At 29.5% G+C, this 15,681-nt stretch carries 11 protein-coding genes; 1 reads left to right on the top strand and 10 read right to left on the bottom strand.

Translation table 11 applies throughout. The features are described 5' to 3' along the window. Nucleotides 1-27 precede the first annotated feature (27 nt). Nucleotides 28-1,044, top strand: a complete 1,017-nt coding sequence (gene hypE, locus HN894_02610) for a hydrogenase expression/formation protein HypE (protein ID MBT7142203.1) — start codon at nucleotides 28-30, stop codon at nucleotides 1,042-1,044. A 55-nt stretch (nucleotides 1,045-1,099) separates the two neighbouring features. Here the strand turns inward: hypE and HN894_02605 are convergent, their stop codons facing one another. The 10 genes from HN894_02605 to HN894_02560 form a co-directional block, all read right to left on the bottom strand. After that, nucleotides 1,100-1,498, bottom strand: coding sequence for a hypothetical protein (locus HN894_02605; protein ID MBT7142202.1), 399 nt, complete (start codon nucleotides 1,496-1,498; stop codon nucleotides 1,100-1,102). A 436-nt stretch (nucleotides 1,499-1,934) separates the two neighbouring features. After that, the gene (locus tag HN894_02600; GenBank protein MBT7142201.1) at nucleotides 1,935-2,333 is read right to left on the bottom strand and encodes a hypothetical protein; all 399 of its coding nucleotides are present in this window, start codon (nucleotides 2,331-2,333) and stop codon (nucleotides 1,935-1,937) included. A gap of 225 nt (nucleotides 2,334-2,558) precedes the next feature. Continuing rightward, entirely contained in the window at nucleotides 2,559-3,698 is a 1,140-nt protein-coding gene (locus HN894_02595) for an acyltransferase (GenBank protein ID MBT7142200.1), read from the bottom strand. 5 nt (nucleotides 3,699-3,703) lie between these two features. Next, nucleotides 3,704-4,999 (bottom strand): AMP-binding protein, encoded by a 1,296-nt coding sequence (locus tag HN894_02590; protein MBT7142199.1) that lies wholly within the window; start codon nucleotides 4,997-4,999, stop codon nucleotides 3,704-3,706. 1 nt (nucleotide 5,000) lies between these two features. Beyond that, nucleotides 5,001-6,167 (bottom strand): hypothetical protein, encoded by a 1,167-nt coding sequence (locus HN894_02585; GenBank protein ID MBT7142198.1) that lies wholly within the window; start codon nucleotides 6,165-6,167, stop codon nucleotides 5,001-5,003. A gap of 80 nt (nucleotides 6,168-6,247) precedes the next feature. Continuing rightward, nucleotides 6,248-7,123: a 4Fe-4S binding protein gene (locus HN894_02580; protein MBT7142197.1), complete on the bottom strand. Its 876-nt coding sequence runs from the start codon at nucleotides 7,121-7,123 to the stop codon at nucleotides 6,248-6,250. Nucleotides 7,124-7,127: 4 nt separating this feature from the next. Then, nucleotides 7,128-8,813, bottom strand: a complete 1,686-nt coding sequence (locus tag HN894_02575) for a peptidase C45 (GenBank protein ID MBT7142196.1) — start codon at nucleotides 8,811-8,813, stop codon at nucleotides 7,128-7,130. Nucleotides 8,814-8,855: 42 nt separating this feature from the next. After that, complete coding sequence (locus HN894_02570; protein MBT7142195.1) at nucleotides 8,856-10,355, bottom strand: NAD(P)-binding protein; 1,500 nt, start codon at nucleotides 10,353-10,355, stop codon at nucleotides 8,856-8,858. Next, nucleotides 10,356-11,846, bottom strand: coding sequence for an NAD(P)/FAD-dependent oxidoreductase (locus HN894_02565; protein MBT7142194.1), 1,491 nt, complete (start codon nucleotides 11,844-11,846; stop codon nucleotides 10,356-10,358). It lies immediately after the preceding gene. Beyond that, the gene (locus tag HN894_02560) at nucleotides 11,843-15,679 is read right to left on the bottom strand and encodes an MMPL family transporter (protein ID MBT7142193.1); all 3,837 of its coding nucleotides are present in this window, start codon (nucleotides 15,677-15,679) and stop codon (nucleotides 11,843-11,845) included. Before HN894_02560 ends, HN894_02565 begins: the two co-directional genes overlap by 4 nt. Nucleotides 15,680-15,681 lie beyond the last annotated feature (2 nt).

The following is a 15,681-nucleotide window of genomic DNA, read 5'->3' as shown; positions in this document are numbered from 1 at the left end:
ATTACCACACTATTCCAAAATTCAAAAATGAAAAATAAAACAATCTTACTCGGGCATGGTAGCGGCGGACAGCTTTCACATGAATTGATAAAAAACCTTTTCGTGAAAAATTTTAGTAATCGAATTTTAGACCAACAAAGCGATTCGGCTGTATTGAGCATTAATAATAATTTATTAACATTCACGACAGATTCTTTTGTTGTTGATCCAATTTTTTTTCCTGGAGGAAATATAGGGAATCTTGCTGTTGCCGGAACAGTGAACGACCTGGCTGTTTCAGGGGCTAAGCCATTATATTTGAGTTCTTCATTCATTATCGAGGAAGGTTTCGATATGGACAAACTTGAAGAGATTGTAAAAACAATGTCGATCGAGGCGGAAAAAGCAAATATCAAAATTGTAACCGGAGACACTAAGGTTGTGGATAAAGGAAAATGCGATAAAGTTTTTATAAATACTGCAGGAATTGGACTTCTACCAGGAAAAAATAAAAATATCAGCTCAGGGAAAGATATAATTATTGGGGATAAAATTATTATTAACGGTTCGATTGGCGATCATGGAATGGCAATTCTTAGTGCCAGAAACGAGCTAAATATAAAGACAAACATTCAATCGGATTGTGCATGTCTAAATCATATGATAGATTCTGCACTTTTGGTTTCCGAAGGCATAAAATTTATGCGAGATGCTACTCGAGGTGGCATAGCTACTGTTCTTAGCGAACTTGTTGAAGATAAACAATTTGGCATTGAAATAGATGAATCTACAATTGATGTAAAAGAAAATGTTCGCGGAATATGCGAGCTTTTGGGTTTTGATCCTTTTTATGTTGCTAACGAAGGAAAAGCTATTTTTATAGTTGCTGAAGAAGATGCTTCAAAAGTTTTGGCTAAACTTAAATCTGATGAATTGGGCAAGAATGCTGCAATCATTGGCGAAATCACAAAGAAGCATCCGGGAAAAGCCTGGATAAAAACTTCGATAGGAGGAAAACGAATTATTGATATGCTTGCAGGGGAGCAGCTTCCCAGAATTTGCTAAACAAAAAAAGTATATTATCAATCGTAATATCCTTTTTTTATAAATTAGCGGACTACTAAATCCCGTATTCGTCGTGCATTTTTCTCATTGCATCACCTAAATTTTCGAAAGCAACAAACTGCTTATCACAACCTTTTCTAGAGCATAGTAACACTTTTCCCCCAGATTCGATTACGAATGGGATAAGGGGTGCTTCACATAGTTCGCAAATTGTGTTACTCAAAAGTTTTTGATTGCAGTGAGGGCAGAAAAAATCGACTATAGCATTTTCGCCAATTTCGATTGAGCTTTCATGATTGAAATGGCCATAAACTGAGCATAAATTAATATTTCCACGGTTTCCACCGGTTTCGATATTCAATTTTATACTCGGCGATTCATTAATTAAATGTTTTTCGTCCATTATGGATTCTCTACACTTGGGACATTTTACTTTAAAAGAAATCTTTTTCATAATTTGCTTCTATTAAATATTAATAATATATCTCCTCAAATAAACTTCCAAATAGAAATTTGCGGCAAAATAGGATATTAATTTTGAAATTTGATGAATTATCCTCAAGTTTGAACAGGGAGTCTTACAATCAGCTAAGTGTCTGCTACTTATGCCAATATGATTTTTGTCAGCTTTTAGTTTTAAAGGTAATTTTAGAAATATTGTAGCAACTTTTGCAGTTTCAAAAGATATGAAGAATTAATTTTTCATATGACTTATTGAGAAGAATTTCAGCTATTAGGATTTCATATTTGTATATAAAAAAAGGATATTATCTTAACTGACAATATCCTTTTTCTAATTCGCTAAATTTATATTCAACAATAGGTTTCTATCGATAGCCTAAAATCAAATATTCATTAAAATGTCATTATTGCATGACGGGAAGAGTTTTCTAAACTCCATATTCGTCGTGCATTTTTCTCATCGCATCACTTATGTTTTCAAAGGCAACAAAATGTTTGTCGCAGCCTTTTCTTGAACAAATGAGCACTTTTCCACCCGATTCGATTACAAATGGAATAAGTGGGGCATCACATTCAGAACAGGTAGTGTTACTAATTAGTTTCTGATTACATTCAGGGCAGAAAAAATCAACTACTGCATTTTCACCAATTTCAATTGAACTTTCGTGATTGAAACAACTATAGGTAGAACAGAGTCTGATATTTCCACGTTTTCCATCGGTTTCGATATTCAATTTTACGCTGGGGACATCATTGATTAGATATTTTTCATCCAATAGGGATTCATGACACACCGGACATTTTACTCTTAAAGAAATCTTTTTCATAATTTACCTCCATCAAAATTTATTATTGATATACTACACACTAATTAAAACTAAAATACAAATATGCACAAATTAATAATTTTGTGTTAAAAATACAAATAATAATTCATTTTATGTAGTAATATTTTTTTGCCTTTTGTATAAGATGAATTGAAAAACACATTTATTTTATTGCTAAATTCAAATTTCATAAACCATACTTTGAAAGTTATAATGAATTATAAATTATTGAGTTTTATTAAAATTGATTAAAGGCATAGCATACATTTGAGTAAACATATTTTTCAATTCACTTTTGTCTCCTTTTATTGTAGAGATTTTTGAGTTTACATAATCCATAAAATCATTTTTTTGCTCTTGACTATATTTTATTTTGAAATATTTATTAGAAGTTGTAAAAATATCATAAGCAATATAATTCCTTGGCCAGATTTCATAATTTTTATAAGTTTGATTATTAATTTCCTGGATAATAATATCAATCAATTCATTTTTCGAAATACCTGCAACAGGTAATTCTTCTAAGAAATTATTTATTGGTGTTCCAAAAGTCATATGTATTTTTCCTTTATAATCTTTAATGCCTCTCAAAACACTATTTATATCCTCATTTTTTTGTTTTTTGTATTCTCCACTTTTTGATAAAATCAATTCTTGTACTTTTAGAGCATCGCAAGGTTCATATTCGTATGATATAGTTACCGGAACAATATATAATTCTCTTATTGCAGTAAGAAAATCCTTTTTTCCCATAACCAACATTTTTATTAAAGCCACTTGCGTTTTATCATTACCGTCTTTTGTTCTGCCGTCTCTTTGTGCTATCCATATCGATTCTTTTTCATTAGAAATCACATGTCGAATATACTCGGAATGTAATACGGCGTTCTTATACATTTGAATTTTTGATCCTCCTCTATAAAACGTAAACATTTTGTTTAGTTTGCCGAGATCAATTACAAACTCTCCGAACATTAAATTGCTGCCAAAAGTAATTTGCGATGTTTTATGCTTGTATTCTACAAGCAACATTTGCATTATTGCAGAATCTAAAACAATATCTCTATGATTTGCAATAAACAGGTAAGGTTTACTATTGTCTAATTTTTCTAATCCGGAAGTACTTAGTCCGGCTGAAGTTTTTCTTACGATTTCTCGAACAGCATAATGAGAAAATTTTGATTGAAACGAAGAAATAGTTTTAATGCTTTTAAACATTTCAATTACATCATTTCTATTTTCATTTTCATACAAAAATGAAAGAATGTTTTTGAATTCTTCCTTTTTTACAATTCTATTAATAGCGTCTTCAACTTCACTATCAATATATGGTCGCATTTTTTCAAATTCTTGTATGAAATTCATATATGTTATATTTTTCTTTTATCAATGAAAGTAATTGGTTTCCTGCTCATTTCAGGAAATTGTATTTTTGAAATTTCGGCAGGATTCATTATCTGAATGCCAGGTGCAACTCTGATTTTTGCTCTAAAAAAATCTTTGATTTCTTTTTCAAATCCAGAATTTATCAAATTACTACCCACTTTCACAACAATTTCGTCAGTTCCTAATTCATTAGTAAAAACTTCAACAATATAGTTTTTAACATTTTGAATGTCATTTAAAATATCGAACAAAGCTGGAGGATAAAGAATTGTTCCTTTATATTTTATCATTTGTTGTTTTCTTCCGATTACAGGACCCAAACGCATTGTATTCCTGCCACATTTACAAGGGTCAGTATAAAAATGGCAAATATCTCCTGTTTTAAAACGAAGTAATGGTATCCCTTCAACTCCAATATTTGTAACGGTAACTTCTCCTGCCTCCCCTTCTTTAACCGGATTATTTTTGCTATCTAAAATTTCCACAATAATGATTTCAGGATGATGATGACCTCCCCTTCCATGTTTACATTCGGTGAAAGCTGTTCCCATTTCTGTAGAAGCATAGGTTGAATAAAGTTTAATATTCCATTTGTCAATTATTCTTTTTCCCAGAGTATTGAGTTCGAAATTTCCAGTCCTGATGGATTCGCCAATGCAAACAGCTTTTGAAATAGATGTTTTGTTTAAGTCGAAATTGTTTTTTTCTGCATATTCAATAAGTTTTATTATGAAGGAAGGGACTGTAATGAATGCAGTTGGAGAAATTCTATTAATAGTGTCGAATTGCAATTCGGGATTTCCCGGACCAACTCTCACAATGCCAGCACCCAATTTTCGAATTCCTGAATAATATGCCATACCTGCCATAAAACGCCTATCCATTGTTACCATAAGTTGAAAAATATCAGTTTTTATGGCATCAGCACACGAAAAAGAAATATATTCATTATAAGCTAATCTGTCTAAATCATTATTTGTCATCGCAAAAATAACAGGTTCGCCCAAAGTTCCTGATGTTGATAAATAGTCTATTATTTTTTCTTCATCAACACACAAAAAATCTTTGTTTCGTTTTTGGAGATCATTTTTTGTAGTAACAGGAATTTGGATTAAGTCTTCAAGCGTTTTTATTTTTGTAATATCAATTTTTTGCTCATAAAATAAATCTTGATAAAATTTTGAATTATTTTTCAAATATCCTAATATTTCAGGTAATTTGCTTTCTTGAAACATCTTGATTTCTTCTTTCGATTTTGTTTCAATTATTGGGATATACATATTATTTGCTTCTTACTTTATAAATAAGATTATTATTTGCAATTTCTTCCATTAATAATTCTGATGAAATATTTTTTAAATATAAATTAAAAAAGGATAGAATATAATTATTTATCGTCTTCATAGTTTTTTTTTCATCTACTTTTCCAAAGAAAGACTCTTGTTGTTCTTTCGAAAGTATTGGCAATAGAGGGGCATCTGTAAAGATAAAATGATTTGAATTTAATAATAATAATGAATAAAAATCAGATTCAATATGAGAATAAACATATTGATTTCCTAGATTCCATTTTTTTTGATATTCGCTTTCAATCAACATAAAAGGCGTTTCCAAATCGTTGTCCACAATATTTCCAAACTGAAAGCAGTCAATATTTATTCCTGCTTTCACCCGTTCGTCGATTAGTGAAAGCTGACCGGCAGTTGAACCTCCTAAAGATTGCCCAAACACTCCAATATTCTTTAAATCTAATTTTGAATAGAAAAAATCTGAGCTATCGTTGTTAATAACAGCAAGATAGCTTAACAAAAATTGATTGTCTGCTACCCATAAATCAACAATTTTATCGAAAAGTGTAAGTCTTTTAAGTACTTTTTTTGTATAATCTTCAATTTTTCCTTTAGGAATTATTTTTTCAATATCAGTCCTTTCTTTGAGAACCCATTCTAAAAAGGCAAGTTGAGATTTTTTCTTTAATTGCTTTAATTTTTCGCCTCCAGGAAATATTACTAAAGGTTGATGATATGGATGAATTATAGAAAAAACAACAAATCCGTTGCTTGCAAGTTCTTCCATATATGTTGTATATAAATCGGTAATACCGAAATAATAACCAGAGTTGAAAATAATAACCGGATAGTGATTTTCCGATTTTGAAATTTCTAAATTAGATTTAGAATGTGTATAATATTGTTTTATAGAATCAACATCCTGAATAGATACTTTTTTAGATTTGAAAATATCATAAATTGTTTTTGAATCGTAATTTGATAAATATTTGCTATAAGATTGATTTTCATTTTTAGTAGCCGGATACCAAACTTTCACATATAATCTTCGGTATCCATTATGAAACTTTTTAAGCATTTCCATTCTGCCCGAATCTGATAAAAATAACTCTGTAGTTCCAACATCATATTTTCCTGAAGGTTCAAACAAAAAAGTCATATTTTCTTGGCTAACAAGTGTTTTTGTGAATAATAAAAAAAATAAAAAGTATAGTATATTTTTTATAAAATGTGGCATTTTTATTTTTCGATTTTTTTGTTTGTAAGTTTTAACACATCTTTTTGGCAGGCACTTACACATCTTTCGCATACTATACAAAGTTTATGCGATATTTTTTGTTTTTGTAAAACTTTTCCTTTCACATCAATTAACATCTGACAGGCTTCATTACACGAATTGCATTGTGTACAATTTTCATGATTTAACGGTGTAATTTTGAAAAATGAGAATCTCGAAAAAAGTCCAGATATAGTAATAAAAGGACAAAGCATTCTGCAATAAGATCTACTACCGGTCAGAAATAAAAGAATAAAACCACAACTAATGATAAAAATATTTTCGCCTACAATCCACAGTTTTCTTGACTCTTCATCTTCAGCAGGATTATGGTAAATTGAAACAAAAAGAGGAAGGATTATTAAAGCTAACAAGTATCCCCAGGCGAGTAATTCCGATCTTTTTTTTGTTTTTTTTGAAAGGTGTTTTTTTGAATTTGTCATCTCGAAGAAAAAGCCTGTCCAACAAGCTCTTGAACAAAATGCATTTCCCAAAAAGAAAGGAAGTAAAACACGAGCAATCAACATCTGAATTAAAGTACCAGTTACTATTCCTGCCGATGCATCGAAAAATATTTGTGGAAATTGAAAATTAATTCCAATAAATAGGCTAAGCCAACAAAAAAGAAAACCGCCAATTAGAGCTTGTGTAAATAACCTGAAAAATTGCCTTAATTTTGGAAAGTGGATTATTACCGTTCTTGTAATTAGCTCAGCAATTCCAATACCGGCGAATAAATAGAAATAGCGAATATCTCTAAACATCCATACCGCAAATCCGATTAGTAAAAAGAGCAAAAATGAAATAATCGGGACCCAATACTTTTCAAAAATTTGCATATTGTCAATTTTCTTCTAAAACTTTCTTTTGCATTTCAATAATTAAATCCATTTCGTCTTGTCGTGGAATTTCTTTTTGTAATGCCAGATTGTAAAATTTTATTGCCTTCTCATTATCGTTCATATGCCTATAATATTCGCCAATAATAAAATAAGTATAGTAATATTCAGGATTTAGTTTTCGGTATTTTTCTATAAAATCTTCATCAAAAGTTTTTTTCGATTTTTGCTTAAAACTTTGTTGTAACAGTTTTGTTGTTTCTTTAAACTTGATGAAATTTTTATATTCTTCTGAATTTTTAAACGAATCCGCTACAATTGTTAGCGAGGAATCAAATACGTTTTTTTGATAATTCAAAGATTCGGCAAAAACAGTTTTTAAATTATATGCAATGTATTTGCCCAATTGATAAGGAGATGTTGAAATCCAAATTTGGAGTTGTTCGGGTTTAAAAATAACAGAATGATGAGCAATAAGTTGATTTATTGCTTTCTCATTTCCCATACCAATATTCTTTCCATTTTTTCCTTTTCTGTCTCGTAAAATTGCAGCAAATGAATACTGGTCGTGTTTTTCTTTTTCTATCAATAGTTCCTTTGTTTTTTCCCATCTGTAAACAGAAGCACTTTCTTTTCTGTTTTGAATTGTTAGTTCTGTGTTTTTAAATGTTTCTCCCTGAAAATGATTAGTAAGAATAATCTTATCATCATTTGATTTGTATAAATCTATATTTTCAGTAGATTTTTCAATAATGGCAAACTCTCGGTCTTTTGCCGAGGCAATTAAAAAAGATTCCGCTACAAAAGTTTCATAGTTTTTAGCAATTTCGTAGGCTTCATCAATAGTTGAAGCGTATTGCAAAATTTTTCTTGCTAAAACAGAAACCGGTGTTTTTGCTGATGAAGGGATATTAGATTTAGCTGCATTTAGAGTTACGGTTAAACCTTGGTCGTTCATTCCCGATAAAACACCAATTAATGCACCCCATGTGATAAATGCAAAATTGTATCCATTTTCGGGTTTGTAAAATGCAATTATCTTGTTTTCTGCAAATTTATCGCCAGAATAGAAATCCATATTTCTTCCAACTAAAAGAGTATTATCTTCTGATATTGAATCTTTTACTCCAAATGCAGTGCATGCAACTAAATTTAAATTTTGAAGAGTATGACCAATATCGTGGGCAGCATGATAATTTAATAATCTGTGATAATTTGGTGCAATAAAATCGTATTTTGCCGAAGCATTAAATGATATTCCATAAATTTCCTTTTGATATTCAATAGGAATATACTCATCTATACTTTTATTAAACCAAGAAATAAAGTATTTCAGAAAATTCAAATAAAAATCTGAAGGAATCATTTCTTTGAGTCTTTCAACGAAGGCCTCCTCTTGATATTCTATGAGTTCTTTTGTGAGAATCCCGTTTTTTGCACCTAATTCAAAATCTCCTCCACAAACAAATAATTCCCACAAACCATATTTGTTTTTTTTGAGCCAAGAATCTTCAACAAAATAAAAGTTTTCGCCGATTTGAGTCCTCTCTAATTTTGTAGCAGATATATCCGAAACTTCAGGTGGAGAAAGAATAACTATTAATTTGAAAAAGACAATCATACCAATGATTAGAGCAAGAAAAGCGAATAAAAATTTAAATAATTTCTTTTTGTAAAAAGGCTTTTGCATAAAAGATTTTTCGATTGATTTTTAATTTATAATTGAAAATTATCAATATTCATTAGAAATTTCTCTGATAACTTTGTTAATATCAATAATTGCAAAACAGGTTTGAAAAGCGGTCATTATCACACCTAACATACCGTGCAAATTCAGATTTTGTCCGGTTAAGAGAAGGTTTGGAACTTTAGTTCTAGTCGAGATAAATGAACGCAACGGATCATTACAATCTTTTACTATTCCGTACATTGAACCTTCAAAAGTATTGGTATAATCTCTGTAAGTTAATGGCGTTGCACTGTATAATGTATCAATAGATCTTTTCACTTCAGGAAATTTTATATAAACTAAATCTAACAATTTTTGTGCTTTGTTTTCCTTAAATTTGAGATAATCTTCACCTCTTTGTTTTATCCTTGTATTTTCCCATTGTTTCACATCTTCATATTTCATTGCTGAAATTATGACTATACTTTCTGCAAATCCCTTCATATTATGATCTTCAGTAGTGTACATCATATATCCTTTTGGCCAAGTATCTTGTGTATATTCACAATTGTCCCAGACATTATTCGTACTTGAGAAATAAATATTTGAATTTACATGTTTTAATTTCCCTTTTTTTAATACTATGAAAAGGGTAAAAGAAGATATAGAATTTTCTAAATTTTCAATTCTGTGGATGTAGGCTTTCCTAAATTTTCCTGGCTCCAATAGTTTTATAGTAGAGTTTGGGTGAATATTAGAAATATAAATATTTGCAGTGAATTTTTCTCCATCGTTTACAATGGCAGAAGATATAATTGAACCCTCAAACTCAAACTGTTTTACTTCTTTTTTGGGGAAAACATTTCCTCCATTATCTTCAATTTTTTTTTGTAATAAATTTGCAATATTTTCGCCGCTTTCAGCAATTCGCCAGGCACTATTAATAAAAAAACTATTGATATTTGCATGGATAAAAAGAGGAGTTTTTTCTTTGATGCCGGCATAAAGACCATTTGTAGCAGCCAATAAAGCTTTTAGCTCTTTATTATCAGTAATTGAATCTATGAACTTAAAAGCACATTCACTATATTCTTCAAAATGAGGAATTTCATTGAAATTTAGCTCCCTTAAATTTAATATATCGGAAGATTCCCATATTTGCTCTAATTTTAAAGTATAAGCTTCAATCGCTTTTTTCTCATTAGGAAAATAATTTAGAAGATTATTTTTGAAATTTTCCATTCCCGTTGCATAGCAATATTCATTGTTTCCAATAATGATTTTTTCGAAACAATTATCATCTAATCTGGTAATTTTTAAATCTTTGTAAATGTCTAAATAACTAAATATCTTACCTAAAATTTGATTCTTTTCCAGCGAGCCGGCATAATGCATTCCGGCACTAAAATGACAGTCTTTACGCTTAAACACCTGCAAGTTTCCACCTATTTGGTGATGCTTTTCAAGAATACAAACTTTTTTTCCTTCTTTGGCTAATAAAGCACCACTAAACAAACCGCCTAATCCACTTCCAATAATTACTACATCGTATTTATTTTTCATTTACTTATTAATTTTTTTTAATAAATAGTTAATACCTATTATCTCAGAACATGTTAGAACTGCTCCTATAGTTACTCCTAAAATTCCATGCATATTTAAATTCTGACCGGTAAAGTAAAGATTTTTTATTCTCGATTTGGGTGTGATTATAGTAGAAAGCGGATCATTGTAATCTTTTAATATTCCATAGGAGGTACCTTCTGGCGTAGCAGTATAATCTCTATAAGTGAGAGGAGTTGATGTATAGTAACAGTCAATTGATTGGCGAAAGTTCGGAAATTTCTTCTCAATACAATCTATTAGTTTTTCTGCTTTTTTCAGTTTAAATTCAAGATATTCCGAACCTCTATTTTCAACGAAAGTATTTCCCCATTTTTTTACTTCTTCAAAATTCATGTAAGTCATGGCAATCAGTCCATCTGCATATTGGTCAGATTTTGAAATTGCTGGTGTATATAAAAAATAATGTTCGGGCCACGATTTTTCAGAATAATTAGAAGTCCATGCGTTTACAGTAGAAAAATAATGATGATTGAAATTGAGATACGAGAAACTATTTTTTTTCAAAACTACATATAAAGTAAACATACCAATAGTATTTTCGAGAGAGGTAATTCTTCTTTTGTACACCTTTTTGGATAATTCCGAAGGAATCATTTTTAGTGTAACGGCAGGATGCAAATTCGAAATTATTTTATCGGCAAATATTCTTTCTCCATTTTCAAGCTCAATATACTGCACATGTTTGTCTTTTCCGCTAATTGACAAAACCTTAGAAGAAGTCAGAATTTCTCCCCCATTGATTTTTATCACTTCAGCAATTTTTGTTGCCAACTGAGAGCTTCCATCTACCAAACGCCAGGCACTATTGATAAATGAATAATTTATTAAAGCATGAACATACAAAGGTGTTTTTTCTGCAACACCACCGTATAATGAATTCATTCCTGCTAAAATTTGCTGCAAACGATTATCTGGATGAACAGACTGTAAATATTTAAAGGCACTTTGTTTTAAAACAATTTCACTTGTGGTTGTTCCGGAAGACGAATCAATTGTATATAATGGAAATGAATGACAAATATCTTTTAAAGTTTTTATATAAGCTTTCAAGTTTTTTTGGCTTCTTGGAAAATATGCTGCTAATTTTTCAATAAAATTGTTGTGCCCTTGTGCAAATGGATACTCTACATTATCAACAAAACTGATTTTATTAAAACAATCAATATCTAAGCGTTTAATCTTTAGTTTATCCATTATTTTGAAGTACTTGAAATATCTATTAAGAACTTCTCCTTCTCCCAAACTTTCAGTATAGTTTAATCCTGTATTAAATATGGTTTTGTTTTTTGCAAAAGATTGAATACTACCACCTAACTTTTTGTTTTGTTCTAATATGCAAACGCTCAGTCCTTCTCTGCTAAGGATATTTCCACAAAGCAAACCACCCAATCCTCCTCCAATAATTATTACATCGTACTTATTTTTCATTTTTTAATGATAAATGTAATGTTGGAAGTTTTCTTAGAATTATCAAATCTAGTACAATTGAACCCATTGTTTTTTGCAATATTGCTTATCTTCTTTCCTGAAATATAGGTCAAATTGTATTTTGTTTTATTAAACTTGAAAATTTTAGTCGATTGTATTTCCGTTTTTTTTGTAACTTTTGTTCTCTTTTCTAAATCGGCATCGGCATCCCTTACAATAATAATTCCATTGTCTGAAACTTGGTTCATACATTTATTTAGTATTGCTATTTGTAGATTTTCAGGCATATAATGTAATACATCTTTTAAAATATAAACATCTGCCGATGGAATGCTCCCCTCTGAAATATCTTTTAAAATAAAATTTAAACCCGCATTATTTGTTTCAATTCTATTTGCTACGGCAATTTTTTCTTCATCATAATCAATTCCTAAAATATTTCTTTCTTTTGAAACTGATTTTAACATATAAGCTAAATATCCATATCCGCAGCCGATATCTACAATATTTGCATTCTTGGGGATTATTTCATTAAGAAAATAGTAATTCTTTTCAAGTTTTAATTTTACTCTAACATACCATTCCAAAACTGGACCTTTGTAAATATATCGGTTAATAATTTTTTGCCGATAAAAGTCCGTAGTTTCTTTTTCAATACATAGAGCATCGTATTCTTTTCTTTTGAATTTTGTCAGGTCTTTTGCTTGCTGTCTGTATGTCTCATTCTTTTCTGTGTTGACAGATTTTACTTTTATCCTATCGAAATATTTTATTGATATAAAACCCGAGCGTAGGAAAAAATCTGTTTTTGGCAAACATTGATAAGCTCCGTGAATTAAAATTGGCTGTATTTCTAAATTCAAGTCATCGGCTAACTTAAAAGCTCCTTGATGGTACCGTTTTATTGTACCATCAATAGTTCTGGTTCCTTCCGGAAATACTAAAATAGAATATCCTTCTTTTACTTTTTTGCGTATTTTTTCAAAGCCTTTATCAATGCCTTTATAAATTGGAAAATAATCGGCAAATCTTACTATAAAACCATAAAAAGGATTATTCCAAACCCGCCTATTTGTTATTACTATTATTTTTGGATTTAACATTAGAATAAGCACAAGGTCTAAATGAGATTGGTGATTAGATACAAATACAGAAGGATTTGAAAAATCAATTTTTTCTTTATCTATTATCTCTTTTTTAATTATAAAATTAATCCAAACCACAAAGCGACTTGTTGAATAAATTAGCCAATGAAAAATATATTTTCCATATTTTCGCGGCAAGGGAAGTATATATAAAAATGGAATGCAAATGGTAAGAAAAACCGAATTGATTAGAAAAATTGTGAAAGTAAATATTGAAATTAAACTATTTGTCATTGTAATAGGTTCATTTCTGAGGCATCCATTTTGACTAGTAAGCACACCAAATAATAATGGGAGAATTGTATAAGAAATTATTACAACTGATGCAATTCCAAAAATAGAAACAAATGCAATTGATTTTAATGCGGGATGATGTGCGAAAATTAAAACTCCAATTCCCAATATTGTTGTTATTACTGACAATAAAACAGAAAGCTTATAAGGAGTAATAGGACGATTTCCATATTTATAATTACTCAGCAATCCTCTCATTATAAATATACTGTAGTCAATCCCTAATCCAAAAATAAATGTGGAGATAATAATATTAAAAATATTGAACTCAATATTGAACAATCCCATTAATCCTAAAGTCCAGAGCCAACTAAGCATGATTGGAGTAAATGTGATTAAAGCAAGCTCAATTCTTCCGAACGACAATAATAAAATGCTAAAAACAATTATTATTGAGAGTATAACAAGCTTATTAAAATCATTTCTTAGAATATCGAAAAAATAGTTAGAAAAATATTGTTTATCGAAAATAATAATATCATTTTCCATCTCGAACAAATTAAACAATTCTTGTTTGTTTTTTTGTTCAACCTTCAAAATAGAAATTACCGAAAACATACTATCCGCTGAATTGATATAATTTCTTAGAAAAGTATTTTGTAAAGTAGAAAACTCATCTAATGGAATAGGAACAAATTTTTTATTGATTAAAGTAAAGAATTGACTGAAAGCACTTTTGTTAAATTTAATTTTTTTTCCTTTTTCAATTATAATAGATTCTAATCTCGACCTATCAACAGAACTCCAAAATAAATCCCATTGTTTGATTTTCTCAATTTGTCTTTTTTCTGTAAGAAGCAAATCTACACCTGAAGACATTGAAGAAAACAGCTTTTTATTTTCGGCAAACTTTAATAATTCCTTTTTATTTTCGGTTTTATGTAGTGCTTCGTTCAAACTTTCACCCATAGTTACAAAATATACGGCACTAAAAGTTTCAGAACTAATTTTCTCTAAGTTTTTTTCGGCATTCCGCAAATAATCGGGGAGATAGTTGAGTGTAGCTATATCGCTATTAAAGTGAATATCGCTAAATGTGAAACTAAAAACTAAAGAAAATAACACAATTATTACAACAACAATCTTATTTTTATGAATTTCGTAAACAGCTATTTTATCTAAAAACCCAAATTTTGATTTTGATAATCCGAAGCTCTTATCTGACAAAAAAGCAGGAATAATTATTAAAACCGCTAATGCTGCAAAAATGATACTTAAAGCTCCGAACAAACCTAATTGATTAAGAGCTTCAGATTTTATAACAAAAAGGCACAAAAAGGCTGTGGCAGTAGTAAAACTACTTATCATTACAGGAAAAGAAATCTCTTCTAAAGTTTGTTTAATAGAGCCACTATTTCTAAAATGTGTAAAAAAATGTAGCGAATAATCTATAGAAATGCCCACCAAAATAGCCCCTACACCTAAAGCTATGGCTGAAACACTTCCATAAAAGATAGAAATTAAACTTATTGAAATACCTGTCCCTATAATTACAGGAAAAAAAAGTAGTATTAAGATTTTTATTTTCCTGAAAAAAAAGAAAAAAATAATAAAGATGAATAAAAATGCAAACGAAACAGTTAGCATTATATCGGCTTTAATTCTTTTTGCATTTGCCACAGCAACAGCAGTTCCTCCATAATATTCAATATTTATTTCGGAATCCGAACTAAGCAATTTTGTTATTGCACATTCTATCGAATCAATTAATATGCTATTTTGTTCAATATTATTTGAAGGGTAAGCAGGTTCAATAAAAACCAACAAATTCTTTTTGTCTTTAGTAAATATACAGGATTTGTATATATTAAAATTGTCATCTAATTGAAAATCTTGTAATTTCTTTAAAGCTAAAGGTGTAATGCTGAATGGGTCTTTCAGAATATAATTTTTAGTAGCCATTCCTGCTGGAGAAATTAACGATTTAAAATCTTTTCTTAATGCTCGTTCTATTTCATCTTCTGTGAATAAACTTTTTATATATCTATAGTCTTCATTAGACAAATAAAATGGAAGATGCTCATAAAAGAAATCGTAAACCTCTTGAAAAGAATTATCTTCTACTTTAAAACTAATTTTATTGATAAGTTTTTTGTTTTTTGCTAAAAACTCAACAAGTTTTTCTGCTTTTTTTACTAAAAATTCAGCATTTGTTTGAGAAATGTCATTGCATGAGAAATTTAAAATTATCTGGTCCGAAAATTTAGAATTATTCAAAACTAAACTAATTTTATCAATTCTATCATCTTGAGGAATAATAGCTTTGATGTCTTCTTCTAATTTAATGGAAGATAAAAAGAAAGCTATAAAAGCAAAAATAGCAACGATAGTTGCTATTAGCAGAAATTTCTTTCTATTGAATAAATTATATGTGTTGATAAAAATATTTTGCATTT

The organism is Bacteroidota bacterium (assembly GCA_018692315.1).
Taxonomy (GTDB): domain Bacteria; phylum Bacteroidota; class Bacteroidia; order Bacteroidales; family JABHKC01; genus JABHKC01.
This window is presented reverse-complemented; position numbering and strand designations above follow the sequence as displayed.

What these genes read in the sequence shown, in the direction of transcription:
- hypE (MBT7142203.1), top strand. Translation starts at nt 28, where the DNA reads ATGAAAAATAAAACAATCTTACTCGGGCATGGTAGCGGCGGACAGCTT.
- HN894_02560 (MBT7142193.1), bottom strand. Translation starts at nt 15,679, where the DNA reads ATGCAAAATATTTTTATCAACACATATAATTTATTCAATAGAAAGAAA.
- HN894_02570 (MBT7142195.1), bottom strand. Translation starts at nt 10,355, where the DNA reads ATGAAAAATAAATACGATGTAGTAATTATTGGAAGTGGATTAGGCGGT.
- HN894_02575 (MBT7142196.1), bottom strand. Translation starts at nt 8,813, where the DNA reads ATGCAAAAGCCTTTTTACAAAAAGAAATTATTTAAATTTTTATTCGCT.
- HN894_02585 (MBT7142198.1), bottom strand. Translation starts at nt 6,167, where the DNA reads ATGACTTTTTTGTTTGAACCTTCAGGAAAATATGATGTTGGAACTACA.
- HN894_02605 (MBT7142202.1), bottom strand. Translation starts at nt 1,498, where the DNA reads ATGAAAAAGATTTCTTTTAAAGTAAAATGTCCCAAGTGTAGAGAATCC.
- HN894_02590 (MBT7142199.1), bottom strand. Translation starts at nt 4,999, where the DNA reads ATGTATATCCCAATAATTGAAACAAAATCGAAAGAAGAAATCAAGATG.
- HN894_02600 (MBT7142201.1), bottom strand. Translation starts at nt 2,333, where the DNA reads ATGAAAAAGATTTCTTTAAGAGTAAAATGTCCGGTGTGTCATGAATCC.
- HN894_02565 (MBT7142194.1), bottom strand. Translation starts at nt 11,846, where the DNA reads ATGAAAAATAAGTACGATGTAATAATTATTGGAGGAGGATTGGGTGGT.
- HN894_02595 (MBT7142200.1), bottom strand. Translation starts at nt 3,698, where the DNA reads ATGAATTTCATACAAGAATTTGAAAAAATGCGACCATATATTGATAGT.
- HN894_02580 (MBT7142197.1), bottom strand. Translation starts at nt 7,123, where the DNA reads ATGCAAATTTTTGAAAAGTATTGGGTCCCGATTATTTCATTTTTGCTC.